This window comes from Nocardia sp. FDAARGOS_372 (genome assembly GCF_002554515.1).
In the GTDB taxonomy this organism is placed as follows: Bacteria; Actinomycetota; Actinomycetes; order Mycobacteriales; family Mycobacteriaceae; genus Nocardia; species Nocardia farcinica.
This window is the reverse complement of the sequence record NZ_PDDW01000001.1, coordinates 5,941,468-5,965,042: the sequence shown is the minus strand read 5'-3', so window position 1 is coordinate 5,965,042 and position 23,575 is coordinate 5,941,468. Positions and strand designations below refer to the sequence as shown.

24 protein-coding genes are annotated in these 23,575 nt (G+C 72.1%); 10 read left to right on the top strand and 14 right to left on the bottom strand.

Going from position 1 to position 23,575, the window contains the following annotated elements:
- The first annotated feature begins 28 nt into the window (after nucleotides 1-28).
- From CRM89_RS27710 to CRM89_RS27700, 3 genes are all read left to right on the top strand, one after another.
- A complete protein-coding gene (locus tag CRM89_RS27710; protein ID WP_098086652.1) occupies nucleotides 29-1,069 on the top strand; it encodes a MerR family transcriptional regulator in 1,041 nt (346 codons plus the stop codon).
- Between the two features lie 40 nt (nucleotides 1,070-1,109).
- Nucleotides 1,110-1,628 carry a hypothetical protein gene (locus CRM89_RS27705; RefSeq protein ID WP_371392030.1) on the top strand — a complete coding sequence of 173 codons (519 nt, stop codon included), beginning with the start codon at nucleotides 1,110-1,112 and terminating at the stop codon, nucleotides 1,626-1,628.
- Nucleotides 1,629-1,706: 78 nt separating this feature from the next.
- Nucleotides 1,707-3,680 (top strand): AAA family ATPase, encoded by a 1,974-nt coding sequence (locus tag CRM89_RS27700; RefSeq protein WP_098086651.1) that lies wholly within the window; start codon nucleotides 1,707-1,709, stop codon nucleotides 3,678-3,680.
- On the opposite strand, the gene CRM89_RS27695 is transcribed toward CRM89_RS27700, so the two are convergent.
- Nucleotides 3,578-5,086 carry an NAD(P)/FAD-dependent oxidoreductase gene (locus CRM89_RS27695; protein WP_086840002.1) on the bottom strand — a complete coding sequence of 503 codons (1,509 nt, stop codon included), beginning with the start codon at nucleotides 5,084-5,086 and terminating at the stop codon, nucleotides 3,578-3,580. The genes CRM89_RS27700 and CRM89_RS27695 overlap by 103 nt on opposite strands.
- Before the next feature lie 71 nt (nucleotides 5,087-5,157).
- Between CRM89_RS27695 and CRM89_RS27690 the strand changes: the two genes are divergently transcribed.
- Complete coding sequence (locus CRM89_RS27690) at nucleotides 5,158-6,174, top strand: AraC family transcriptional regulator (protein WP_060593501.1); 1,017 nt, start codon at nucleotides 5,158-5,160, stop codon at nucleotides 6,172-6,174.
- Nucleotides 6,175-6,183: 9 nt separating this feature from the next.
- On the opposite strand, the gene CRM89_RS27685 is transcribed toward CRM89_RS27690, so the two are convergent.
- A complete protein-coding gene (locus tag CRM89_RS27685; protein ID WP_127516332.1) occupies nucleotides 6,184-6,900 on the bottom strand; it encodes a hypothetical protein in 717 nt (238 codons plus the stop codon).
- A 208-nt stretch (nucleotides 6,901-7,108) separates the two neighbouring features.
- Between CRM89_RS27685 and CRM89_RS27680 the strand changes: the two genes are divergently transcribed.
- From CRM89_RS27680 to CRM89_RS27670, 3 genes are all read left to right on the top strand, one after another.
- Nucleotides 7,109-8,050, top strand: coding sequence for an alpha/beta hydrolase family protein (locus tag CRM89_RS27680; protein WP_098086649.1), 942 nt, complete (start codon nucleotides 7,109-7,111; stop codon nucleotides 8,048-8,050).
- Nucleotides 8,051-8,076: 26 nt separating this feature from the next.
- Entirely contained in the window at nucleotides 8,077-8,799 is a 723-nt protein-coding gene (locus CRM89_RS27675; RefSeq protein WP_098086648.1) for a VIT family protein, read from the top strand.
- A gap of 134 nt (nucleotides 8,800-8,933) precedes the next feature.
- On the top strand, nucleotides 8,934-9,617 hold the full coding sequence (locus CRM89_RS27670) for a phosphoribosyltransferase (RefSeq protein WP_011207654.1): 684 nt from the start codon (nucleotides 8,934-8,936) through the stop codon (nucleotides 9,615-9,617).
- 87 nt (nucleotides 9,618-9,704) lie between these two features.
- Here the strand turns inward: CRM89_RS27670 and CRM89_RS31195 are convergent, their stop codons facing one another.
- The 12 genes from CRM89_RS31195 to CRM89_RS27610 form a co-directional block, all read right to left on the bottom strand.
- Nucleotides 9,705-9,860 (bottom strand): DUF6131 family protein, encoded by a 156-nt coding sequence (locus tag CRM89_RS31195; RefSeq protein WP_011207653.1) that lies wholly within the window; start codon nucleotides 9,858-9,860, stop codon nucleotides 9,705-9,707.
- Between the two features lie 45 nt (nucleotides 9,861-9,905).
- On the bottom strand, nucleotides 9,906-10,319 hold the full coding sequence (locus tag CRM89_RS27660) for a hypothetical protein (protein ID WP_011207652.1): 414 nt from the start codon (nucleotides 10,317-10,319) through the stop codon (nucleotides 9,906-9,908).
- A 137-nt stretch (nucleotides 10,320-10,456) separates the two neighbouring features.
- Nucleotides 10,457-11,482: a DUF418 domain-containing protein gene (locus tag CRM89_RS27655; protein WP_127516330.1), complete on the bottom strand. Its 1,026-nt coding sequence runs from the start codon at nucleotides 11,480-11,482 to the stop codon at nucleotides 10,457-10,459.
- Between the two features lie 105 nt (nucleotides 11,483-11,587).
- Nucleotides 11,588-12,544 carry an MlaD family protein gene (locus CRM89_RS27650; RefSeq protein ID WP_098086646.1) on the bottom strand — a complete coding sequence of 319 codons (957 nt, stop codon included), beginning with the start codon at nucleotides 12,542-12,544 and terminating at the stop codon, nucleotides 11,588-11,590.
- On the bottom strand, nucleotides 12,541-13,611 hold the full coding sequence (locus CRM89_RS27645; RefSeq protein ID WP_060592969.1) for an MlaD family protein: 1,071 nt from the start codon (nucleotides 13,609-13,611) through the stop codon (nucleotides 12,541-12,543). Before CRM89_RS27645 ends, CRM89_RS27650 begins: the two co-directional genes overlap by 4 nt.
- Nucleotides 13,608-14,711 carry an MlaD family protein gene (locus CRM89_RS27640; RefSeq protein WP_098087146.1) on the bottom strand — a complete coding sequence of 368 codons (1,104 nt, stop codon included), beginning with the start codon at nucleotides 14,709-14,711 and terminating at the stop codon, nucleotides 13,608-13,610. The genes CRM89_RS27645 and CRM89_RS27640 overlap by 4 nt, the downstream gene beginning before the upstream one ends.
- A complete protein-coding gene (locus tag CRM89_RS27635; protein ID WP_011207647.1) occupies nucleotides 14,711-15,757 on the bottom strand; it encodes an MlaD family protein in 1,047 nt (348 codons plus the stop codon). Before CRM89_RS27635 ends, CRM89_RS27640 begins: the two co-directional genes overlap by 1 nt.
- Entirely contained in the window at nucleotides 15,745-16,749 is a 1,005-nt protein-coding gene (locus tag CRM89_RS27630) for an MlaD family protein (protein WP_011207646.1), read from the bottom strand. The genes CRM89_RS27635 and CRM89_RS27630 overlap by 13 nt, the downstream gene beginning before the upstream one ends.
- Nucleotides 16,746-17,774 (bottom strand): MlaD family protein, encoded by a 1,029-nt coding sequence (locus tag CRM89_RS27625; protein ID WP_011207645.1) that lies wholly within the window; start codon nucleotides 17,772-17,774, stop codon nucleotides 16,746-16,748. The genes CRM89_RS27630 and CRM89_RS27625 overlap by 4 nt, the downstream gene beginning before the upstream one ends.
- A gap of 3 nt (nucleotides 17,775-17,777) precedes the next feature.
- Complete coding sequence (locus CRM89_RS27620; protein ID WP_011207644.1) at nucleotides 17,778-18,644, bottom strand: ABC transporter permease; 867 nt, start codon at nucleotides 18,642-18,644, stop codon at nucleotides 17,778-17,780.
- Between the two features lies 1 nt (nucleotide 18,645).
- Nucleotides 18,646-19,491, bottom strand: a complete 846-nt coding sequence (locus tag CRM89_RS27615) for an ABC transporter permease (protein ID WP_098086645.1) — start codon at nucleotides 19,489-19,491, stop codon at nucleotides 18,646-18,648.
- Between the two features lie 197 nt (nucleotides 19,492-19,688).
- Nucleotides 19,689-20,783 (bottom strand): calcium:proton antiporter, encoded by a 1,095-nt coding sequence (locus tag CRM89_RS27610; RefSeq protein WP_011207642.1) that lies wholly within the window; start codon nucleotides 20,781-20,783, stop codon nucleotides 19,689-19,691.
- Between the two features lie 116 nt (nucleotides 20,784-20,899).
- Here CRM89_RS27610 and CRM89_RS27605 point away from each other — a divergent pair, with 116 nt between their 5' ends.
- The 3 genes from CRM89_RS27605 to CRM89_RS32070 all read left to right on the top strand — a co-directional run bounded on the left by CRM89_RS27605 (nucleotide 20,900) and on the right by CRM89_RS32070 (nucleotide 23,541).
- Nucleotides 20,900-21,565, top strand: a complete 666-nt coding sequence (locus CRM89_RS27605; protein WP_229434911.1) for a PhoU domain-containing protein — start codon at nucleotides 20,900-20,902, stop codon at nucleotides 21,563-21,565.
- Nucleotides 21,566-21,760: 195 nt separating this feature from the next.
- Nucleotides 21,761-22,540 (top strand): HNH endonuclease family protein, encoded by a 780-nt coding sequence (locus CRM89_RS27600; RefSeq protein WP_086839988.1) that lies wholly within the window; start codon nucleotides 21,761-21,763, stop codon nucleotides 22,538-22,540.
- Between the two features lie 35 nt (nucleotides 22,541-22,575).
- Nucleotides 22,576-23,541, top strand: coding sequence for a hypothetical protein (locus CRM89_RS32070; protein WP_256385955.1), 966 nt, complete (start codon nucleotides 22,576-22,578; stop codon nucleotides 23,539-23,541).
- Nucleotides 23,542-23,575 lie beyond the last annotated feature (34 nt).

Sequence of the window (23,575 nt, the reverse complement as noted above, 5' to 3'; positions counted from 1 at the left end):
AGGTCTGTCGAGACTCCATGATGGCCGCGTGACGGAGACGCGCGACCAGGGGTTGCTGACGATCGGCGCGGTGGCGCGGGCCAGCGGGCTCACCGCCAGTGCGCTGCGGTTCTACGGCGACTGCGGGTTGCTGGCGCCCGCCGTGGTCGACGAGGTGACCGGGTACCGCTACTACACCCCCGAGCAGTGCGCGCGGGCGGTGCTGATCCGGCGCCTGCGCGGCATCGAGTTGCCCTTGCCGGAAGTGGCCGAGGTTCTCGACGCCGGTGCCGCACGCGCCAGGGAGGTGCTCGACCGGCACGTGGCCGAGCTGGCCCGTCGCGCCGCGGCGGCCGCCGCGGTGGCCGGGGAGGTGCGGCAGGTGCTGGCGGCCCGCGGCGGCGTCACCGTCGACGCCGCCGGGTTCGCCCGCGCCGTGCGGCAGGTGGTGCGCGCGGCGGTGGTCGATCCGGAGTTGCCGGTCCTGGCCGGCGTGCTGCTCGAGGTGGACGACACCGGGTTGACGGTGACGGCGACGGACCGGTACCGGCTCTCCACCCGGTCGGTGGCTCCCCGCCGCGGCGTCGAGCGATCGTGGTCGGCGGTGGTCGAGGCGGGTGTGCTCACCGCCGCGGTCGCGGAGGCGCCGGGTGAGCTCGTCCTCGCCGAGGACGAGGGCGGCGTGCGGATCGTGACCGGCGCGTCTTCCCGGCGGCTGCCCGGAATCGCGGCCGAATTCCCCGACTACCGCGCCGTGCTCGCCGGCCTGGGCCCGGCGCGCACGCGGGTGCTGCTCGGCCGCGCACCGCTGTTGGCCGCGCTTGAAGCGGCCACCGCGCCCGTGCCGCTCGTCGTCGCCGGGGCCGGCGTGGCGCTGGGCGGTCCGGTTCCGGTCACCCTGCCCGCGACGGTGACCGGGGCGCCGCTGCGGCTGGCCTTCGACCCGCGTGTGCTGCGCCCGGCCGTCGAGGACGCGCTCGGACCGGAGTTGATGCTCGACCTCACCGCCCCCGACCAGCCGGTGGTCCTGCGTTCGGCCACCGACGGCGACCTCACCACGCTGGTGATGCCCGTCGATCCGGCTCACTGACACCGAACCGCCCGAGACCCGAACCGATCCAGGAGAACCCGTGACCGACACCGTCATGACCGCCATCATCGATGCCGTGGAGCGCGGCCGGGCGGGCGATCGCGACGCCGCCCGCACCGCGCTCACCGACCTGTGGCGCACGCTCGGTCCGCACGGCGATCCCCTGCACCGCTGCACGCTCGCCCACCACCTCGCCGACCTGCAACCGGATGCGGCCCAGGCCCTGGTCTGGAACGTGCGTGCCCTCGACGCGGCCGACTGCCTCACCGACGAGTGCGCGCAGGCACACCACCCCGGGCTCACGGTCGCGGGCTTCTACCCGTCCCTGCACCTCAACCTCGCCGACGACTACCGCAGGCTGGGCGCCTTCGACGCCGCCCTGCGCGAACTCGCCGCCGCTCGCACCCACCTGTCCGAACTCGGCGACGACACCTACGGCGCGATGATCCGCACCGCCTTGGCCGAGGTCGAACAGGCGGTCCTAGCGAGCGACACGACACCGCGGGGGTCCGGGAGCTCACCCGTTTCGGGTGAACCGCCGCGCCGCGCCGGTGCATAGCGTTGATCATGCCGCTCGGTCGGTATATGGGGGGCATCCCGTTCGTCTCGCCCGCGGGCACAGCTTCGAGGAGGCACCGTGGACTCCGCACGTCCCATCCCCGATCGACCGGCCGCCCCGCATCCGGAGCCGACCGGCCGTCCGCTGTTCTCGCCCGCGCTGCTGGCCCGGTTCGACCGCGCGATCGCGGCGAGTGCGGCACCGATCATCCTGGTGGTCGGCCCGGCGGGCAGCGGGAAGACCGCCTTCGCTCAGGCGTGTGCCGAATTCGCCCGTCCGGGAACGCGAGTCGCCCGGTTGACCCTGACCCCGGCGCTGAACGATCCCACCGCGCTGGCCGCGGCCCTGGACACGCCGGCCACCGCGGCGACACCGCGCGAGGACGCGGTCCGTCGAGCGCCCGCCCAGCCGGAGCATCCGGCGGCTACGGGCACGCCGTCGACCGACCCGGCGGCTGCCCCGCATCCCGCCGACGCGCGGCGGCGCAGGCGGCCCGCCCCGCGAAACGCCCGCGGTGAGAACCGGACTCGCACCGCCGACACCCTCCTGGTCCTCGACGACGCCCACCATCTCACCGACCCCCGCGCGCTGGCCTGCCTCGCGCGGTTCCTGCACACCGCCGCCCCCGCCACCACCACGGTGCTCACCGCCCGGCACACCCCGCCGCTGCCGTGGCACCGGTGGGCGGCGACCGGCAGGCTGACCCGGATCACCGCGGCCGACCTGCGTTTGGACGCCGCGCGCACCGCCGCCGTCTTCGACCGCCACGGTGTCGCGCTCAGCGCCGCCGAGCTGACCGCCGTGCATCGCCTCACCGGCGGCTGGCCCGCCCTCGTTCACCTGGCCGCCGAGTACGTCGACACGCATCGCGACTACCGCGACGCGGCGCTCGGAATGCTCGAACACGCTCCGCGGCCGGTGGCCGACTTCCTGGCCGAGGAGGTGCTCGGCGGTCTCGCCCCACGGCTGCGCGCCTTCCTCGCCGCCACCTGCCTGCCCGCCGACTTCACGATGGAGCTGGCCGAGGAACTCGCCGGTGACGGGGCGGCGTCGGCGGTGGAGGAGCTGGAGCGCCGGGATTTCCCGCTGCGCCGCCGGGTGCGCGAGGGCGTGGTGCGCTACTCCTATCCCCCGCTGCTGCGCGCCGAGCTCGTCGGGGAGGTGCGCAGGTCACAGCCGGATCGGATGCCGGGGGCGCACCGGGCGGCCTGCCGGGGCGCGGACGCGCTGACGCACGTGCTGTCGGTGCCGGGCCGGCCGGAGCTGGTGGCGTTCCTGCGCGAGCACGCGGTCCGCCTGGTGCTCGACGGGGCGGGCCCGATCCTGTTCGGCCGCTTGGAGTCCGCGCGCGCCTGGGTGCTGGACGACCCGTTCCTCGCCCTGCTGCACACCGCCGACGCCCTGGTCCGCGGCGAGCCGGTGCCGCCGCCGGGCCCGCCGCGCGCCTCCCGCGTCGTCGACGAGCGCGTCCTCGCCGCCCTGGCGGCCGCGGTGGCGATCGAGCACGCCACCGGCACCGGCACCCGCGACACGCTGCGCGCCCTGCGCATCGCGCGCCGCCCCGAACCGACCGGCCACACCCCGCTCGACTACTACCTGGAACTGTCCTTCGGCACCGCGCATGTCCTGCGCGGCGACACCGACACCGGTGGCCGGGGGCTGCGCCGGGCGCTGGTGCTGGCCGACCGGATGGACGCGGCCCGGCTGCGGGTGCGCGCGCTGGCCCGGCTGGCGCTGGCGGCGATGCTCGACGGCGACACGGCGGTGGCGCGGGCGCGGGCCCGGCACGCCGTGGCGCTCGCCGACGCGGCGGCGCTCATCGGTTCCGTCGATCACCTGCGGGCGGTCGCGATCGACGCCCTGTGCCCGTCCGTCCCCGAGCGGGGCGGCCTCCGTGGTGACGCTGCGCTACCGCCTCCGGCCGCTGACCCGCTCGGGCTGGGCGATCCTCAGCCCGCGGCGGCCACCGCCGAGGCACCGCGACCGGCGGGGACCGGCGCGAGCGTCTTGCCGAGATCGGTGCGCAGCGTGGTCGCCGAGTCCACCAGATAGTTCTGCCGCACCTTCCACGGATGCCGGTCGCCCTGGCGCGGGAACTCGCCGATCGAGCGCTGGATGTAGCCGGAGGCCAGGTCCAGCAGCGGGCGCTCGCTCAACTCGCCCTGCGGGCGCGGTACCACGGCGGCGTAGCCGTTGCGGTCCATGTGCCGCAGCACCTTGCACACCAGCCGGGAGGTCAGGTCGGCGCGCAGCGTCCAGGAGGCGTTGGTGTAGCCGATGCAGACGGCGAAGTTCGGGACTCCGGTCAGCATCGCGCCCTGCCAGACGAACTGTTCGGCCAGCGGCACCGGGACACCATCGATGTGCGGGGTGATGCCGCCGAAGGCGAGCAGGCGCAGGCCGGTGGCCGTGACGATGATGTCGGCCTCGAGCACCCGCCCGGACTTCAGCCGGATCCCCTCGGGCACGAACGCGTCGATGTGGTCGGTCACCACCTGCGCCTTGCCCTTCTTCATCGCCTTGAAGAAGTCGGCGTCGGGTGCGGCGCACAGTCGCTGGTCCCACGGGTCGTAGTTGGGGGTGAAGTGCTCGGCGACGGCCTGCTCGTCCTTCAGGATTCGGGTGGTGAGCCCGGTGAGCAGCTTGCGCGCGGACTGCGGGCGGCGACGGCAGTACTGGTAGAAGGCGATGTTGAACAGGATGTTCTTGGTGCGGATCAGCCGGTGCGCCAGGTCGGGCGGGAGCAGTTCGCGGAGTTTGTCGGCGCGCTTGTCGCGGCCGGGCACGGCGCTGATCCAGGTGGGGCTGCGCTGCAACATGGTCACCGACTCGGCCTGCTCGGCCATCGAGGGCACGAGTGTGACGGCGGTGGCGCCGCTGCCGATGACGACCACGCGCTTGCCCGCGTAGTCGAGGTCCGCCGGCCAGAACTGCGGGTGCACGATACGGCCGGTGAATTCCGCGGCGCCGGGGAACTCGGGGTCGTGGCCGCGGTCGTAGTCGTAGTAACCGGCGCAGGCGTAGAGGAAGCCGCAGGTCAGCCGCCGCTCGACGACCGTGCCGTCGGCCTCGCGCACGGCGAGGGTGAGGCGCCAATGCGCCTGCTCGCGCGACCAGTCGGCGGAGACCACCCGGGTGCGGTAGCGGATGTGGCGGTCGATGCCGAACTCCTGCGCCGTCTCCCGGATGTAGCGCAGGATGGACGGCCCGTCGGCGATGGACTTGGCGTCGCGCCACGGCTTGAACGGGTAGCCGAGGGTGAACATGTCCGAATCCGAGCGGATGCCCGGGTAGCGGAACAGATCCCAGGTGCCGCCGAGCGCCTCGCGCGCCTCGAGGACGGCGTAGCTCTTGCCCGGGCATTCGGTCTGCAGCCGGTAGGCCGCGCCGATGCCGGACAGCCCGGCTCCGACGATCACGACGTCGAGGTGTTCCACGGTCGGCTCAGTCTGGGTCATGGCTACCAGTCTCCCCGATCGCCACGCCCCTCTTCTTGACTTCGCGCGACAAGTATTTGATTCTCGACGACATGTCGGTGATTCGATCCGCGGGCCTGCGGGGTTTCCGCGCCACGGTGGCCGAACTCGGGGGCGACGCCGAGGAGTTCGCCGCGGCCGTCGGCCTGCCGGTGGCCGCGCTCGACGCCGACGACCTGCTGGTCCCCGACCAGGCCGTGGCGGCGGTGCTGGAACTGGCCGCGCATCGGCTGGACCGCCCCGATCTCGGCCTGCGCATCGCGCGGCGCCAGGATCTGGACATGCTCGGCCCGCTGGCGCTGGCGATCCGCAACTCCCCCACCCTGGCCCACGTGCTCGAATGCACCTCGCGCTACCTGTTCGTGCACGCGCGGTCGCTGAGCCTCGAGATCGAACCCGATCCGCACGGCGAACGCGGCGTGCTGGCGCTGCGCTACGGTGTGCGCCCCGGCCTGCCGACGCCGGTGCAGGGCACGGATCTGGGATTGGGGTTCGTGCACCGCGCCATCCAGCGCCTGGTCGCGCCGCGTTACGGCCTGCGGTCGGTGGAACTGCCCTACCGCCCGAGCGCGCCCCCGGCGGCCTACGAGGAGTTCTTCGGCGCGCCGGTGCGCACCGGCAGACCCGCGGCGCTGCTGCGGGTGCCCGCCGAACTCGCCGACCGGCCGCTCTCCGGCGGTGACGAGAACCTGCACCGGCTGGCGCTGGCCTTCCTCGCCGAGCAGGCCACCGAGACCGGGGCGGCGACCGCGCCGAAGGTGCGCGCGGCGGTGCAGCAACTGCTCGGCACCACCCCGCCCGAGATCGGCGTGGTCGCCCGCCTGCTCGCCGTGCATCCGCGCACCCTGCAACGCAGTCTCGCCGCCGAGGGCACCGGCTTCGCCGCGATCCTCGACGACGTGCGCCGCCAGCAGGCCCGCCGCTACCTCACCACCACGACCATGCCGCTGGCGCAGGTGGCCTCGCTGCTCGGGCTGGCCGAACAGGCCACCCTCACCCGCTGCTGCCGCCGCTGGTGGGGCCGCACGCCGACCCAGGTGCGCCGCGCCGGGCTGGGCGCACCCGCGTGAACCCGGTCGTCAGGCGGCCTTTTCCACCTTGCGCACGGCGTCGCGGAAGAGCTGGTCGAACACGGCCTGGTCGACGCTGTCCTGCAACGCGCCCACCCGCACCACGACCGTGGTGCCGCGCACCACGGCCATGCCCTGATACGCGGTGGTCGTCAGCGGCTTGCCGCTGCCGACGGTCGAGGTGCTCACGGCCTTGAAGGCCACCGCGTCGTTCGCGTTCACCCCCGCGGGCACGGCGAGGTTCTCCACCCGGCCGACGGTGGTGATCTCCTTGCCCTCCACGGTCGAGGTGACGGTCACCTCGGGACATTGCGCGTTGACCTCGCGCACGCGGGCAGGCTCACCGGTGCGGCCCGCGACGAACTCCATGTACATCAGACCGGCCTTGTTGTCGTTGGCGGCGATGACGGCGGAATCGGCGAGCAGCTCGCTGGTGGCGGTGCTGAGGTCCTGCTGGGTCTGCCCGCACTCGGCCGGGGTGACGGTCGAATTCTGCTGCATGCCGGTCATGTCCGCGACCGCGTCCTGCAGCCGGTCCTGCGGGAGGTCGACCTTCTCGGCGCCCTCGGGGAATTCGTCGATGCTCAGCAGCAGCTGGTCACGCGGGGTGCTCGGCGGCGCCGAACTCGGCGTGGTCTCGTCGTTGCCGCCGCAGCCGGCCAGCAGCAGCGCGCCCGCCGCCAATCCGGCCAGCAGTCGTGTTCCCGGGTAACGCAGTGTGATCATGCGGGCCAGCATGCCAGCAGGGCGGCCGATCAACGAATCGACGACCGACCGCGCGGTCCGTGCCGACGACGCGCCGAACACCGGAAAGCGCAGGCGCACCGGCGAATTCGAGGATGGTGACGCACGACACATTCCCTCAGAGCCGCGGTCGGCGGCGCCCGCGCTGTTCTACCGTTCGAGCACAGGTCGAATCGGAAGGAACATCTCGATGTCCGGTCTGAGCAGAGTCCTCGTCGTGGTGCTCACCGCGCTGGCGGGCATCGCCGTCCCCGCACTCCTCGCGCCGCAGGCCCACGCCGCGCCGATCGTGCGCTGGGAGACCCGGGTCAGCGACCGGATCCTCGACATCGGGGTGTCCTCACCGCATCTGGAGGGGCCCGACTGGTCGGTGAAGGTGGTGCGGCTGGTGGTGCCGCCGGGCTGGTCGCCGACCGCGAACCGCACCTGGCCGACGGTGTGGGTGCTGCACGGCGGCTTCGACGATCACAAGTCCTGGACCGACAAGGGCGGGCTGGAAGCACTCACCGCCGGTCGTGAGGCCATCTTCGTCCTCCCCGAGACCAGTTGGTGCAGCGCCTATTCCGATTGGTGGAACTACGGCGCCTACGGCCCGCCCGCCTGGGAGAAGTACCTGCTCGAGGACGTGCGCGGGCTGCTGGAATCGCGCTACCGGGCCAACACCACCCGGGCCGTCGCGGGCAATTCCATGGGCGGGCTCGGTGCGATGAAGTTCGCGGCGGAGTACCCGGGCATGTTCCGCGCCGCGGCCTCGTTCAGTGGCAACGTCGACCCGTTGCGCGAGTCCGGCGCACCCGGCGGCCCGGACCTGCCCGGCCTCGGCTGCGGCGCCGACTGGAAGCGCGTGTGGGGCGATCACGCCGTTCCGGCGCAGCGGGCGATCTGGCAGGAGAACAACCCCTACAGCCGCGCCGCCGACCTGGTCGGCATCCCGCTGTTCGTCTCCTACGGGCGCACCGGCACCGTGGAATCGACGATCTACGAACAGAACTACCGCTTCGCCGACCGCTTGCGCGCGGTGGGCGCCCAGGTGGACGAACGCTATGTGCCCACCGACGGGCACGACTGGCCCGCCTGGCAGCGGCAGCTGGGCAACGCGCTGCCGATGCTGCTGGCCGCCGTCGGCGCCTGACCCGCCCCCGGCGGTATGGTTCGGGCATGGCGGACTCGGACGAGCGCATCTCCCACCACGAACCGCACTCCCGAGGGTTGTCGACTCGGCTGAACTGGCTGCGCGCCGCGGTGCTCGGCGCCAACGACGGCATCGTCTCCACGGCCGGACTCGTGGTCGGCGTCGCCGCGGCGACCACCACGCAGTCCGCGATCTTCACCGCGGGCATCGCCGGGGTGTCCGCGGGCGCCATCTCGATGGCGGTCGGCGAGTACGTCTCGGTCAGCACGCAGCGCGACTCCGAGCAGGCGTTGCTGGCCAAGGAGCGCCGGGAACTGCGCGAGGACCCCGCGGACGAGCTGCGCGAGTTGGCCGACATCTACGAGGCCAAGGGGCTGTCCCCGGCCACCGCCCGCACGGTCGCCGAGGAGCTCACCGCGCACGACGCCTTCACCGCGCACGCCGAGGCCGAACTCGGGCTCGATCCGGGCGCGCTCACCAATCCGTGGCAGGCCGCGGCCTCGTCGGCGGTCTCGTTCACCCTCGGCGCGCTGCTGCCGCTGCTGGCGATCCTGCTGCCCCCGGTCACCGCCCGTATCCCGGTGACCTTCGCCGCCGTGCTCGTCGCGCTGGCCCTCACCGGCTCGATCAGCGCGCGCCTGGGCGGCAGCAACCGGCTGCGCGCGGTGGTCCGGGTGGTGGTCGGTGGCGCGCTGGCGATGACCATCACCTACTGCATCGGGCAGATCGCCGACGTCGCCGGAATCTGACACGCCGGTGTCGGGCACCTTTCTTTCCGACGACGGGCCGTCGACGGTCGCCGCGGCGTAGACTTCGGTTCGACTCTGCGAGTCCCGATGTGCGTGGCTCGAATCCTGCGAAGTCCCTATTCAGGAGGACGAGCATGCCTTTTCTTGACCGCCGGGAAGCGGGCCGGCGTCTGGTCGAGAGAGTGCGCGGGTTCCACACTGCCGACACCGTGGTTCTCGGTGTGCCCCGCGGCGGTGTGCCGGTCGCCTACGAGGTGGCGGCCGCGCTCGGTGCGCCGCTGGACGTGGCGGTGGTACGCAAACTGCGGGTGCCCTACCAGCCGGAGCTGGTGTTCGGCGCGCTGGGCGAAGACGGCGTGCGTGTCGTCGACGACAAGATCCTGGTGCGGGCGTTCGTCTCCGATTCCGGCCGCGCCCAGGTGGAGACCGACGAGCGCGCCGAACTGGCCCGCACCGCGCTGCGCCTGCGCGGCGGCGCCGAACGGCTGGACCTGCACGGCCGCACCGTGGTGATCGTCGACGACGGTGTCGCCACCGGTGCGACGGCCCGCGCCGCGCTGGCCACCGCCCGCGCCCGGGGCGCCCTGCGCACGGTGCTGGCGGTGCCGGTGGGATCGGTGCGCAGCATCCGGGCGCTGGCCGCGGTCGCCGACCACGTGGTGTGCCTGGAGACGCCGGAGATGTTCCATTCCATCGGGCACTGGTACCGGGATTTCGCGCCGGTGGAGCCGGCGCGGGTGTGTGATCTGCTCGACGGGGCGGCCGCGGAATTCCGGCAGCGCGCCCGGCGCGCGGCCGAATTCCGCCCGGTACGCTGAACGGCCGGGTGGCGAATTCGCCACCCGGCCGATCGCGGGTCACCGCCGATTTCGGGTGAGCCGATCTCGGGTCACCCCGGCGGTAGGTCAGTAATAGTGCCTGCGGCCGCCGACGGGACGGCCCACCGAGCCGGCGATCCAGAGCACCGCGCCGACCAGCAACACCACGATGCCCGCGGTGACGAGCAGGTTGATGCCGAGCAACCAGCCGACGATCAGCAGAATCAATCCGAGAATGATCACGGTCTTACCCTTTCCTCATCAGTCGTCTCTCGACTGAAACGTCGTTCACGCCTTGGCTGGACCGGAGCCCGGTGGCCTGCGCAGGAATCGGTTGGCGCTCCACATCGGCCCGCCGGTCTGCGGCGGGGCGGGTGGTGCGCCGGCCGGCGCCTGTGGTGCGGGGGCGGCGCGGCGCGCGGCCGCGACCTCCCGGCGCGAACGACGAAGTTCCCGGCGCGCTTCGCTGCCGCGGCGGGCGCTACGCCACACACCGGTCGACAGGAGCAGCAGGCCGAGCATGCCCGCGGCGCCGACGAGAATGCCGACACCGAAGACCTCCCCCACGGTGGGGGTGAACAGAGAGCCGAAGATCTCGAAATCGCCCGCCGGTGCGCGCATCCGATCCAGGTCGGCTGCGGCGATCGACACCCCGACGACGACCGCGGCGATCAGGACGAGAAGTCCCAGAACTATGAACATGACAATCCCGCTTCGCTGAAATGTTCTGACATGTCGGCTATTCCCGGGAATCGGGCGCCCAAACGGTCACCAGCGAGAAGGAAATGCCCCTAAACGAGAAAATCCGGCACGGCGACGATGTCCGGACCGGAAGGTTCTCAATAGCGCGGCAATCCGAGAGGTGCCGTCGCACTCTCTCGCCGACGCAGCACCGGGGCCGGCGCCCACCGGGCGACGCTGCGTGTCACCCACTCCACCGGCCCGTCGCACAGCCACCGCAACCACAGGTGGCTGCAGAAGATCTGCCCGACGAGAACGCCCGCCGCCAGGACCACCACGGCGCCGTAGCGGGTCGAGTCGGTCAGCCGCAGCTGCGGCTCGGCGAGCAGGATCAGCGGGGTGGCACTCAGCGAGGCCGTCAGCGCCATCCGGCCCAGCGGCGCCAGCAGCTCGGTCAGCAGCGCGCCGGTCTCGGTCCGCAGCAGCAGCAGGAGCCCGGTGAGGTAGGCCAGGGCACCGGCGAGCGCGGCGACCGGGCCGCTCGGGCTGCTCCAGAGCTCCAGATAGGGTGTGCGCCACTGCCATACGGCCGTCGCGACCGCCGCGGGGACGGCGAGCAGGAAGACCGCGACCAGCCAGGCGGGACGCTCGACAGCCCGCTCGAGCAGGCGATAGCGCTGGGCCGCGAGGCCGAGCAGCAGCAGGCCGGGCACCGGCGCCAGATCGCCGCCCAGGGCCAGGGCGACCGCGACCGTCACCCCCAGCCCGAGAGCGAGCACCGCGCCGCGCGGCAACAGGGCGGCGGGCGCCAGCACCACCGCGCCCGCGACGGCCAGCGGCAGCAGCACCGCCCCTGGCCGGTACCACAGCTCGATCGCGCCGAGCACGCTCAGGACCAGCAGCCCGCGCAGCAGCACCGCGTGGGACCGCTGCCCGCGCCGGACCGCGGCGTCCATCGCGCGGGCACAGCCCAGGCCGAACAGGAACGCGAGCATCGCCAGGAAGCGACCGTCGAGCGACACCGCGAGCACCTGCCGCACGCCGTCGAGCCGCTCCCCGGAGGGGTCGGTGTCGCGCATGTCCACGGCCCGCCAGATCCCCGGCACCAGCACTCCGCACACCGCGACGCCGCAGAGCGCCTCGAACTCGCGCCGCACCGCACCCGGCGCATCCTGACCAGCCATGCCGATCACGCTAACCCGGAACCGTTGCCGGGCCGTCGCTTCCGCCGGGCACCACGCCCGGCCCGGTCGGCGGTGGCGCGGCGTCCGGCCATCGCGCACACCGCGTCAGCGCACCGCGACCCGTACCTTCACCGCGTCCTCGGCGGTGCCCGCGAGCGCCTGCTCGATCAGTGCGCTCAGGTCCAGTTGCGGGCCCGCCTCGGCGACGGCGCCGGTGAGGGGTTGCAGGCCGGGCAGCAGCTCGCCGATCTCCGGACCCGCCTCGCGCAGCCAGGCGGTGAGCCGTTCCAGGAACGGCACCAGGCCGTCGTCCTCCAGATACCGCTGCGGGCTGCCTTCGGTGAGCATGGCCCGGCCGACCGCCTCGACGAGTTCGTCCAGGGCCTGCCCGAATCGGACCAGGGCGGGCGCGCCCGCGGAGGTGGCCGGGCCCGCCCAGTCGATGTCGGCCGCGGCGAGCTGGAAGCTGGTGAGCAGCTCGGCGATCCGGGGCTGCCTGGCCATGATGGTGGCCGCCAGCAGGTCGCCGGACCGGGCCAGCTCCGGCACCACCGCCTCGGTGCCGGTGAGCGCGGTGCTCACCGTTTCGACCAGCGAGCCGACCACGGTCGGGTCGAGCTGGTTCATGGTCTTGGTGACCAGCCGGGCCACCTCGGCCACCGACATCGGGGTGCGCACGTCGGAGGTGTCCAGGCGCTGACCGTCGCGCAGGTAGGGCCCGCCCGCGGCCTTGGGCACGAACTGCACGTAGGGCTCGCCGAGCGCGGACAGATGCTCGATGGTCACCACGCTGTCCACCGGCAGCCGGTGGTCGCCGTCCACGCGGAAGCCCACCTCGACCCCGGCGTCGGTCGCCCGCACCGCGGTGACCTCGCCGACCTCGATTCCGGTGAGCAGGATCGGGGAGCCGACCCCCAGGCCGCCGGAATTGCGCAGCACCATGGTGGCCTCGGTGTGTTCGGCGAACGGGTCCACCCGCACCACACCGAAGGCCAGGTAGGCCGCACCCAGGATCATGATGGCGGCGATACCGCCCAGCGAGGCCAGCGAACCCGCCTTCATCGCACCGCTCCGATCATGCGCAGTGTCCGGACGATCTGTTCGACCTGCTCGTCCTCGGCGACGGGACTGCCCTCCACCCGTACCCCGGTGACATTCACCTTCGGCCCGCGCTCGGCGAACGGGATGATCTTGTCCCGCAACAGCGCGACCAGCAGCGCCAGATTGCCCGGCCTGCCCAGATCCAGCGGGCCGCCGGTGACCAGCGGCGCGAACGCGGTGGCCGCGGCGTCGCCGGAGCGCGCCAACGGTGCCAGCCAGGACAGCGACTGGCCGACCGGGCCGAGACCGTCGAAGATCTCGGTGACCCCGGCGATGGAGGCGGCGTTGGCGTTCATCCGCTCCACCGAGGCGGCACTGAGGATGTTGTCGAGCTCGGGCCGGATCTCGTGCAGCACTTCGGCATTGGTGGCCAGGCCGTAGAGCAGCAGATCCACCTGGTCGAGGTTGGCGGCCAGGTCGGCGGCGTCGGCGCCGAGCACGCCGGCGATCCGGGCGGTCTCGCGGGGATCCTGCGGCATTACCGCGTTGATCCGGTGCACGATGTCCTGCAACTGGTTCACCGCGCCGCCCTGCACGAACAACGCCATCGCGGCCATCGTGTCCTCGAGCTGCACGGGTGGACGGGTGTGGTCGAGGCCGATGGTGGCGCCGGGGGCGAGCAGCTCGCCGAACCCGTCCGGCGGGGTGGTCAGCGCGATGTGGATGTCGCCGAGCACGGTGTTCTGCCGCAGTTCGGCGATGGTCGCGGTGGGCAGCCGCACCGATGCGGAGATCGCGGTGCGCACCACCACGTACCCGCCGCGGCCGGGCGGCGCCTGGTCGGCGGGCACCACGGTCACCTGCTCGACGGTGCCGACCTGGGCGCCGTTGGCGATCACCTTCGCCCGCGCGGGCAGGTTGAGCACGTTGGCGAATTCGATGTCGAGCGCATAGGTCGGTCCGGGCACCGAGTTACCGGGCACCGGCACCGCCGACGGGTCGAACGCGCACCCCGCGAGCGCGATCGTGCCGGTCAGCAGCGGCGCCAGGAACAGGCGGCGCAGGACACGTCCGGCCGGGACTCTCATCGCGCACCCACCGTTCCGAGTACCAGGGACACCAGATCCACCCGCACCAGGCCGTTCTCGGCGCCCGCACACCGGCCGGGGGCGATCGCCTCGACCGCGGCGCAGACCTGTTCGGCGGCCGGTTGCGGGAGCGCCACCCGGGGCGGGGCGTAGGTCAGCCCGCTCGCGCCGGTCTCGGGATCGGCGGCGGTGCGGAACGCCGAGGCCAGCACCGGGGTGGTGAGCACGATGTCGCGCAGCGATCCGACGTTGGCGCGCAACAGTTTCAGCAGCGGCACCGTGCGGTCGAGCAGCCCGAGGATCTCCGTCCCGAACAGGGAGGTCAGGTCGTCGAGCATCGGCAGCACCTCGTGCAAGGCGTCGAACAACTGCGCGCCGGGCACCAGCAGGTCGTCGGTGGCCTGGTCGAGCACCGGCCCCACCCGCACCAGCATGGTCTCCAGGTCGCCCCAGTACTGGTTGACCTTCTTCGACACCGAGGAGAACGCGTCGAAGATGCCTGCCAGATGGGCGATGTCGGCGTCCGGCGATTTCAACGCGGAGCCGAGCTTGTGGATCAGCGCGTTGATCTGCGGGCCGGTGTCGGCGGTGGCGCGATCCAGCGAGGCCAGCCCGGCGGCCAGCGAATTCTGCTGTGCCGGGTCGGCGCCGACGAGTTCGTCGGAGAGCTGCGCCAAGGCGGTGAGTGTCTCGGTGAGGCTCTTCGGTGTCAGCGTGCGGGTGATGCACGTGCCGCTGTCCCAGGGCTCGGTGGTCGCGCCCGAGGCGAGGACGGCCAGCTCCCGGTCGGCGACGACGGTGTCGGAGACGGTGGTCGCGGAGGCGTCGGCGTAGACCGGATGGTCGGCGTCGACCTCGAAATCCACCCGCACACCGCTGCCCTGGTTGCGCACCGAGGTGACACTGCCGACCACGATGCCGCGCATGGTCACCTGGTTGCCCTCGTAGAGACCGATGCTGTCGGGCATGATCGCGCAATAGCTCTCGGTGCGCCGCAACGGCTCGAAGGCGAGCACGTAACCGACCACGGCCACCACCGCGATCACCACCACACCGGCCACCGACATGAAGGCCTGACTGCCCAGCAGACGCTTGACCATCAGCACTGCCTCCCCGGCACCGGCACGCACACATCCGGCAGTTCGAGGCCCGCGGGCGCGGGCACGGTCTGCGCGGACTGATCGATCACCAGGCCCTCCTCCGGAATCACCAGGGTGCGCAGCTTCTCGCCGAGTTCCCGGGTGGTGGCGATGACGGGTTCGAGCGTGCCGCCCATCTCGGTGAGCCGGCCGATCGCCGCGGACAACTGGTCCGCGCGCGGCCGCACCGACGACTCCCAGGCCGGGGCCAGGGCCGCGACCCGCTGCACCACGCTGGTCAACAGCGCGACCGCCTCGCGCAGTTCGGCGCGCTTGTCGATGAGCACGTCCTCGAGCAGGATGACGTTCTCCATCAGCCTGCGCAGATCGCTCTTGGCGCCGTCGTACATGGTGACGTACTCGTCGGCGACGGCGATGGCGTTGGAGACCTGGGCGCGCTGCCGGTCGATCGCGTCGACGTAGCTGCCGACGGTGTCGAGGGTGGTGCGCAGCGTCTCCGGCGCGTCGGTGACCGCGCGGTCGAGTTCGGCGAGGTTGCGGCGCAGGGTGTCGCCGTTCACCTCGCGCAGCGGAGCGGTGGCGTCCTGGAAGGTCTCCATCAGGCTGTAGGGCAGGCGCACCCGGTCGGCCGGGATGACGCCGTCGCCCAGCGGTTCGGTCCCGGCCGGGAACAGCGCCACGTAGTGCCCGCCGACCAGGGTGAGCATGCGGATGTCGAGCGAGGTCTGGTCGCCGACGAACACGTCGTCGTCGACGGTGAACCGCATGACCACGCGGTCCGGCTTCAGCTCCAGGCTCGTCACCGCGCCGACGGTGACCCCGGCCAGGCGCACGTCGTCGCCGACCTTCACCGACTGCGCCTCGGTCAGCTCCGCGGTGTAGGTCGACTTGCCCAGCGGCACCGCGTACAGCACCCCGGCGGCGACCACGCCGAGCACCACGGCCAGCACACCGACGATGCCCAGCCGCACCTCCCGGCGCGTGCGGGCCGCGTCGTCGAGCACCGGGCGGTCGCCGCCGAACCAGCGCGAGATCATCGTTTGCATATCGTCACCTGTTGTCCGGCGATCAGCACCCGCAGCGGGGTGGGCACCTCGGCGGGGCCGTTGCCGCATTCGGGCTGCCAGCCCGCGACGGTGCGGGGCAGCGCGTTGTCGACGGCTTGGAGCAGGCCGGGCAGCCGGCCGAACACCTCGACGGCCTCCCGCGGATCCGGGAACAGCGAGCGCACCAGCGCGTCGATGTCGGTGGCCCGGTCCGGGTCGAGGCCGAGCGTGCCCAGCAACCGGTCCAGCGGCGCGAGCACCGAGGGCGCGCTCATCGCGAAGTCGGCCAGGCCGCCGATGTTGGCCTGCAGCGCCTGGAAGATGTCGCTGAGCCGGGCCAGCAGCGGTACCAGGTGGTGCACCCGGCCGCCGACCTTGTCGGCCAGCTCGGACATGTTCTTCACCAGCGTGGCGATCACCTGCTGGCGGTCGCCGACGTATTCGCTGAGCTGCCCGATGGCCGCCATCGCCGGGCCGAGGCCGGTGCCGTCCCCCTCGATGACCGCGAGCATGCTCTCGGTGAACTGGTTGACCGCCTCCGGGGAGAGCGTGGCCAGCACCGGTTGCAGGCCGTTGAACAGGCTCGTCACGTCGAACGACGGCACCGTCCGGTCGGCGCCGACGACCGCGCCGGGGGCCAGCCGCACCCCGGGCGTCGGTTCCTGCTGCAGGTCGATGTAGCGCTGGCCGGTGAGGTTCTGGTAGCGGATGGCCAGGCGCGAGTTGTCGTAGATCGGCGTCGCGGTGGTGACGGTGAACCGCACCTTCGCCATCGACTGCTCGAGGCCGATCCGCTCCACCTTGCCGACCTGCACGCCGAACATGCGCACGTCGTCGCCGACCTTCAGGCCGTTGGCGTCGGTGAACAGCGCCTCGTGCGTCTCGGTGTCCCCGGCGACCGGGCGCTGGATCGCGGCCAGCACCAGCGCGAGCACCACGGCCATCACCGCGGCGAACAGGCCGAGCCGCCAGGCGGCGGCACGCACCGTCATCGGGCACCTCCGAGCAGCGGGACCGCCACGCCGGGCACGTGCGCGAGTTCGACCTCGAGATTCAGCACCGGGCCGTCCGGGGTCTCCGGCATCGCCGCACGCAGCCGGCCGAGCAGTTCGCGCAGCTCGGCGCCGGACTGCGCCGGGCGCGGCACCATCTGCGCCAGCACGGCCAGCATCGGCGCGAGCATGTCGGTGGCCTCGGCGAGTTCCTCGCCGGCCGTGCTGACCGTGGTGGCCAGGCCGGGCAGGATCGAGCCGGTCAGGGCGCCGACCCCGACGTCGTAGCGGTTCTGGTCGGTGCGCAGGATGCGGATGTCGTGGAACTGGTCGAGGATCCGGATCGTCGCGCCGGCGAACTCGCCGCCGCCGTCGAAGGCGGGGCCGAGATTGCCGAGCAGTTCCGAGGCCGGCATGGTCTGGTGGTCGGCGATGGTGCGCGCCACCGTGATCAGCGCCTGCACCAGCGGGGTGAAGGCCTGCACGTCGGCGGAGATCTGCGCGATCACGGTGGCCAGGCGCGGGGAGAACGCGGTCTCGCCCACCTGGGAGAGGCTGCGCAGGATCGCGCCCATGGTGGCGTCGTAGACGTCGCCCGCCCGCGGGCCGGTGAGGTCGACGACGGTGCCCGCCCGCAGCGGCGCACCGCCGGGGCCGCGCAGCAGTTCCAGTTCGCTGATGCCGAACAGGTTGGCCGGTGCGTAGTCCAGCCGCAGCGAGTCGTCGATGCCGGGCAGCGCGTCGGCGTCCAGGCGCAGGTCGATGCGCTGGGTGCCGCGCTCGTCGGGTGCGATCGCGGTCACCTCACCGGCCAGCACGCCGTCCACCCGCACCTGGGTGCCCTCGGTGACGCCGTCGCCGATCTGCTCGGTGCGCAGCGTGATGCGCAGCCCGTCCTCGCTGCGCAATCCGCGATAGAGACCCGTCACCAGCGCGACCACCACGACCAGCGCCACCAGCACCAGTCCGAGGGTGCGCGCGCGGGTCCGGTCGGCGGCGACGCCGGGCAATCCGTATTCAGGCACCGTTCACCCCGTGAAGCTGATCGCCGAGTTGAAGCCCCACAGCACGATCGAGAGCACCATGTCGATGGCGATGATCGCCACGAAGCTGGTGCGCACCGCGCGCCCCGACGCGATGCCGACGCCCTCGGGCCCGCCCTTGGCGAAGAAGCCGTAGTAGCTGTGGACCAGGATCACCACCGTCCCGAAGACCGCGACCTTGATCACCGCGGCGATCACGTCGAAGCCCGAGACGAACTGGAAGAAGTAGTGGTCGTAGACACCGGCCGACTGCCCGTGCAGCAGCGTGATCAGCCCGCGGCAGGCCGCGTAGGCCAGGATCAGCGCGATCAGGAAGGTCGGCACGATGGCCAGCGCGCCCGCGATCACCCGGGTGGTCACCACGAACGGCACCGAGCGCAGGCCGAGTGATTCGATCGCGTCGATCTCCTCGGAGATGCGCATGGACCCGATCTCGGCGGTGATCCGGCAGCCCGCCTGGGCGGCGAACCCGACCGCGGCCGCGATCGGCGCCAGCTCGCGGGTGGTGGCGTAGGCGGAGACGATGCCGGTGACCGGGCCCATGCCGAGCATGTCCAGCGTGGCGAAGGACTCCACGCCCACCGAAGCGCCCATCACCAGCCCGAGCACCACCATCATCGGCACCGTGCCGCCGCCGACCACGATGGAACCGCGACCCCAGGTCATGTTCGTGATGGCGCGCATGGTCTCGGCGCGGTAGCGCGACAGCGTCAGTGGCACCGCTGAGAGCACCTGCCAGACGAACACCGCGACGAAGCCGAAGGATTCGATGCCGCGCAGCACCAGCCCGCCGCGCCGCACGTAGCGCACCAGCGGACCGAGCCCCTTGGGCACGTACGAGGAGACCGCCATATCAGGCCAGCCTCGTCGGCAGGAACATGGCGGTGACCTGGGTGAGCAGCAGGTTCACGCACACGATCGAGACCACCGAGAGCACCACGGCGGCGTTGACCGCGTCGGCCACGCCGCGCGGGCCGCCCTTGGCCTCCAGACCGCGCTGGCAGGCGATGATCACCACCAGGAAGCCGAAGATCAGCGCCTTGCCCAGCGACACCCACACGTCCGCGGTGGAGGTGAACGAGCCGAAGGTGACCCAGTAGCTGCCCGGTGTCACGTCCTGGCCGCCGATGGCGACCGCGTACCCGGCGAGCACGCCGACGAAGATCACCAGGACGTTGAGCAGTGGCGCAACGATCAGCATCGCCACCATGCGCGGGATCACCAGCCGGTGAATGGGGCTGATGCCCATGGTGTGCAGCGCGTCGATCTCCTCGCGGATGGTGCGCGCGCCGAGGTCGGCGGCGATGGCGGCCGCGCCCGCGCCGCCGAGCAGGAAGCCGGTCGCCATCGGCGCGCCCTGCTTGATGACGCCGAGCCCGCCGGTCGCGCCGACGAGGGAGTCCGCGCCGAGGGTGTGGATCAGGTTGCCGACCTGGATGGAGACGATCACGCCGAACGGGACGGCCATCAAGATCGCGGGCACGGCGGTCACGGTGACCAACCGCCACGCCTGGAGCAGGGCCTCACGCCACTGGAATTCGCGGCGGATCAGGTCGCCGACGGTGCCGGTGACCGATTCCTGGGCGATGCCGACCGCGCGGCCGAAGGTGCGCAGCGAGGAGACGACCGTATCGGAGAAGTTCTTCCGGACGATCGCCGTCGCGGATACGCGGTCGGCCGTGCGGATCTCCGGCGTCATTCGGCGGGCCCGCGGGCCGCGCCCGCCGCACGGGACGTCTGGATGTTCATGGCGCTCTCCGAATCCGGCTTCGATGCCAACGTCGGCCAAGCTAATAGGTACTCTGCGTCACAACAAAATCAGGGAGCCGTGACGCTGACCACTTTCCAGCCGAACCCGAGCACCGTTCCGGTTATTCGTGATCCGCACCACTTCGGCTACGGACTGGCGGCGAGGAACACAAAAGCCGAGAACAGAGCCAGGTGCACGCCGCCCTGCAGGAGCGTGGCGCGCCCCGGAACCACGGTCAGCACGCCGACGACGACGGTCAGCGCGAGCAACACCATCTGCGTGGCGCCCAGTCCCAGAATCAACGGACCCGGTAGCCAGATAGTTGCTACAGCGATGACCGGGATGGTCAACCCGATGCTCGCCATCGCCGAGCCGAGGGCCAGGTTCAGGCTGATCTGGAGTCGGTCGCGCCGCGCGGCCCGGACCGCGGCCAGCGTCTCGGGCAGCAGCACCAGCAGCGCGATCACCACACCCACCGCCGCGTGCGGCATCCCGGCCGTCGCCACCGCCGACTCGATCGACGGCGAGACCACCTTGGCCAGCCCGACCACTCCGGTCAGCGCGAGCAGCAGCAGCGCAAGGCTGAGCAGCGCCGCGCGCGTGGAGGGCCGCTCGTCGTGCAGATCGTCGTCGGTCACCACCCCGTCCGCCTGGACCGGCGGCAGGAAGTCGTCGCGGTGCCGCACCGTCTGCACCATCACGAACAGCCCGTACAACGACAGCGAGGCGATCGCGGCGAAGGCCAGCTGCGGGGTGGAGAACTCCGGGCCCGGCACGCTGGAGGTGAAGGTCGGCAGCACCAGGCTGAGCGTGGCCAGCGTCGCCACCGTCGCCAGCGCCGCGCCGGTGCCTTCGGCGTTGAACTCGGCCACCCGCCTGCGCAGCGCCGCGACCAACAGGGCGAGGCCGAAGATGCCGTTACAGGTGATCATCACCGCCGCGAAGACGGTGTCCCTGGCCAGCGTCGCCGATTTCTCCCCGCCGGAGATCATCAGCGTGACGATGAGCGCCACCTCGATCACGGTGACGGCCACGGCGAGCACCAGCGCCCCGAACGGTTCACCGACCCGCTCGGCGACCACCTCGGCGTGATAGACCGCCGAGAGCACCGCCCCGATCAGGAACGCGGCAACCACCACGACACCCACCGAAGGCAGACTTCGCCCCCAGGTGGCGGCCAGGACGACGGCGGCGAGCAGGGGCACGAACACGGTCCAGCGGTCTCTCAGCGCACGGATCATGCTTCCATCGTCCCAGCAGAATCGGACATCAAGATCGAGGCACGTGGCCGAGTCGCCCGCGGCGATATTGTGGCGATCGATTCCGCACCGGCCGGGGCATGGGCGAGAATTCCCGTGTGCGGACCCAGTTCACCCACGAGCTCATCGCGTTGACCAACGATCTGACGCTGATGTGCCGTCTCGCCCACGATTCCCTCGAACGGGTCGTCGACGCGCTGGCGGGCGCCGATCTCACCGCCGCCTACGAGGTGTTCGCGCTCGAGGAGCAGTTACACAAGATGCACGGCACCTGCGAGGCGCGCACGGTGGCGCTGCTGGCGTTGCAGGCGCCGGTCGCCCGCGACCTGCGCCATGTGGTGACCGCGATGCAGATCGCCGACCAGCTCTCCGGCATCGGCACCCTCACCAGCGCGGTCGCCGACCAGGTCTACCGCCACCACCCCGAACACGTTGCGGCGCAGCCGATCCTGTCCGCGCTGACCGAGCTCGGCGGGGTGGCCGCGGCCCGGCTGGCCGCCGCGGGCGAGGCGGTGACCACCGGCCACCCCGCCGACGACCCCGCGCCCGGTGCCTCCGTGGCCGAGCTGCGCGCCCGGCTGCACGCCGCGCTGAGCGATCCGGACCGTCCCGAAACTCCGGCCGTCGTCATCGATCTCACGCTGCTCGGCAGTCACCTGGAACGCTGCGTGGAGCGTGCCGAGCGCATCGATCGGCTGATCCGCTTCCTGGACACCGGGATTCCGCCCACCGCGCAGCCCGGACCGGAACTCCCGGCCGACTGAGTGTGCGCAACCTCATAGCGGTCGGTCCGCTCGCATCGGTGACCGGCGGGGTAGCTTGACGGCCGCTGAGGTAGGAACGCCACCGACGATGCCGAATCGATGCGTGACATCGGTCTGCTTGCTACGGCAGCATTTTCGGTAGCGCATGGTAGTGAGTGCGGGACGGGTGAGCTCCCGTTTCGGTAGGGAGTCGTTGTGAAGGTGTTGTCGTCCCGCCGGATTCGCCGTTTCCTGGGAGTGGTGGGGCCGATCGTGCTGGCCGCGCTCATCGCGGCCGCGTTCGCCGTGGTGGAGGAGCGGACCGGAACCGTCAGCGGGCGCACCGATACCGCCGGTTCGGCACCGGGCTCGGCCGCCGAGGTCACCGGAATGCTCGCACAGCTGAAGGTCGCCCCGGAAGCCTCGATGAACGGCTACAGCCGAGAGAAGTTCCCGCACTGGGATTCCAACAAGGCCGAGCACGGCTTCGGTGCGGAGTTCACCCGCTACAGCCGGTGCACCACGCGCGAGGTGATGATGCTGCGCGACGCGGAAGGCGCGGTGCAACTGGACCCGGCAACCTGTCAGCTCACGGTCGGCTCCGGCGGTGGCTGGCGCGACGAGTACGGCACCCTCGACCGGAAGACCGGTCAGCTCAAGCCCTACAAGTGGATCACCGACCCGGCGGCGGTGGACGCCGAGCACATCGTGGCGCTGGCCGAGGCATGGCGCTCGGGCGCGGCAGGAATGGACGAACAGACCCGCCGCCGGATCGCCAACGACGCGCTGAACCTGCAGGCCTCCGACCCGACCGCGAACCGCTCCAAGGGCGACCAGGACGCCGCGAACTACCTGCCGCCGGGAAAGTTCCGGTGTGCCTATGTCGATCGGTACCTGCGGGTGAAAGTAAAGTACGGGCTGACCGTGGACTCGGCCGAGCAGGCCGCGCTGCGCACCGCGGTCGACGACTGCGTGCGGCAAGGAGGGTTCCGATAAGCGACATCGTGGCAATCTCGGGCAGAGCCGCCGTCATGACCGACGAGGAAGGCACGGTCTCCGGCGACCTCGAGGTGACCCTCGACGAGGCGGGCAGGGGCCTGGTGCGCTATCGCGACACCGACACCTGGTACACCATCGGCAATCTGGACGGCGAACCGCCGCACCCATGGGACTCGGTGCAACGCCTGGCGGCCGCGATCGAAGCCGATCTCGGTGCGCGCGACGCCGCCGGCAACGTGATCCCCTTCGAGGTCTTCCCCGAGGACGACAGCGCGGCCGGTGCGGACACCCCCGCACCCGACGGGCCGGACGCTCCACCCACCGCGGGGACCGGCACCACGTCCGACATCCCCGCGCAGACAGCCACCGGCCCGACCACGACGGGCACGACCGGCACGGGCAAGACGGGCACGACCGGCACGGGCAAGACGGGCACGACCGGCACGGGCAAGACCGCGACGGACGCGGACTCCGCCGACACGATCTCCCCGGACACCCCCACCGGCACGACCCCCACCGGCACGACCCCCACCGGCACCACCGCCGACCCGGCCCCCACCGACACCGCCTCCGCAACCACCACCCACGAGGCTCCCACGGAGACCACCACGGACGCGGCCTCCGCAGGCCCCACCACGAACCCCGCCCCCACCGACGTGGCCTCCGCGGGCACCGCCACGGACCCCGGACCCACCGGCGCTGCCTCCGCGGGCACCATCGACGCGGCTCCCCTGGACACCAGCCCCGACGCGACCGGCCCCGACGCGCCCTCGGCCACCGCAACAGCCACCGACGCGGCGTCCACCGACACCGTCACGGTCCCCGGTCCCACCGACGCTGCCTCCGCCACCACCGACGCGGCCTCCGCAGGCACCGCTGCCGACGCGTCCGCCACGGGCACTGCCACCGACGCAGTGAGCACGGGCACCGCCACGAACCCCGCCCCCACCGGCGCCGGCTCCACCGAAGCGGCGGACGACCCCCGTTCGACCCGGTAGTCCGCCCGCTCCGACACCGGCTCCGGCGACGCCG

Coding starts and splice junctions, on each gene's coding strand:
- CRM89_RS27695 (WP_086840002.1), bottom strand. CDS start 5,086: ATGACCCAGACTGAGCCGACCGTGGAACACCTCGACGTCGTGATCGTC.
- CRM89_RS27690 (WP_060593501.1), top strand. CDS start 5,158: ATGTCGGTGATTCGATCCGCGGGCCTGCGGGGTTTCCGCGCCACGGTG.
- CRM89_RS27685 (WP_127516332.1), bottom strand. CDS start 6,900: ATGATCACACTGCGTTACCCGGGAACACGACTGCTGGCCGGATTGGCG.
- CRM89_RS27680 (WP_098086649.1), top strand. CDS start 7,109: ATGTCCGGTCTGAGCAGAGTCCTCGTCGTGGTGCTCACCGCGCTGGCG.
- CRM89_RS27675 (WP_098086648.1), top strand. CDS start 8,077: ATGGCGGACTCGGACGAGCGCATCTCCCACCACGAACCGCACTCCCGA.
- CRM89_RS27670 (WP_011207654.1), top strand. CDS start 8,934: ATGCCTTTTCTTGACCGCCGGGAAGCGGGCCGGCGTCTGGTCGAGAGA.
- CRM89_RS27660 (WP_011207652.1), bottom strand. CDS start 10,319: ATGTTCATAGTTCTGGGACTTCTCGTCCTGATCGCCGCGGTCGTCGTC.
- CRM89_RS27655 (WP_127516330.1), bottom strand. CDS start 11,482: ATGGCTGGTCAGGATGCGCCGGGTGCGGTGCGGCGCGAGTTCGAGGCG.
- CRM89_RS27650 (WP_098086646.1), bottom strand. CDS start 12,544: ATGAAGGCGGGTTCGCTGGCCTCGCTGGGCGGTATCGCCGCCATCATG.
- CRM89_RS27645 (WP_060592969.1), bottom strand. CDS start 13,611: ATGAGAGTCCCGGCCGGACGTGTCCTGCGCCGCCTGTTCCTGGCGCCG.
- CRM89_RS27640 (WP_098087146.1), bottom strand. CDS start 14,711: ATGGTCAAGCGTCTGCTGGGCAGTCAGGCCTTCATGTCGGTGGCCGGT.
- CRM89_RS27635 (WP_011207647.1), bottom strand. CDS start 15,757: ATGCAAACGATGATCTCGCGCTGGTTCGGCGGCGACCGCCCGGTGCTC.
- CRM89_RS27630 (WP_011207646.1), bottom strand. CDS start 16,749: ATGACGGTGCGTGCCGCCGCCTGGCGGCTCGGCCTGTTCGCCGCGGTG.
- CRM89_RS27620 (WP_011207644.1), bottom strand. CDS start 18,644: ATGGCGGTCTCCTCGTACGTGCCCAAGGGGCTCGGTCCGCTGGTGCGC.
- CRM89_RS27615 (WP_098086645.1), bottom strand. CDS start 19,491: ATGACGCCGGAGATCCGCACGGCCGACCGCGTATCCGCGACGGCGATC.
- CRM89_RS27610 (WP_011207642.1), bottom strand. CDS start 20,783: ATGATCCGTGCGCTGAGAGACCGCTGGACCGTGTTCGTGCCCCTGCTC.
- CRM89_RS32070 (WP_256385955.1), top strand. CDS start 22,576: ATGACCGACGAGGAAGGCACGGTCTCCGGCGACCTCGAGGTGACCCTC.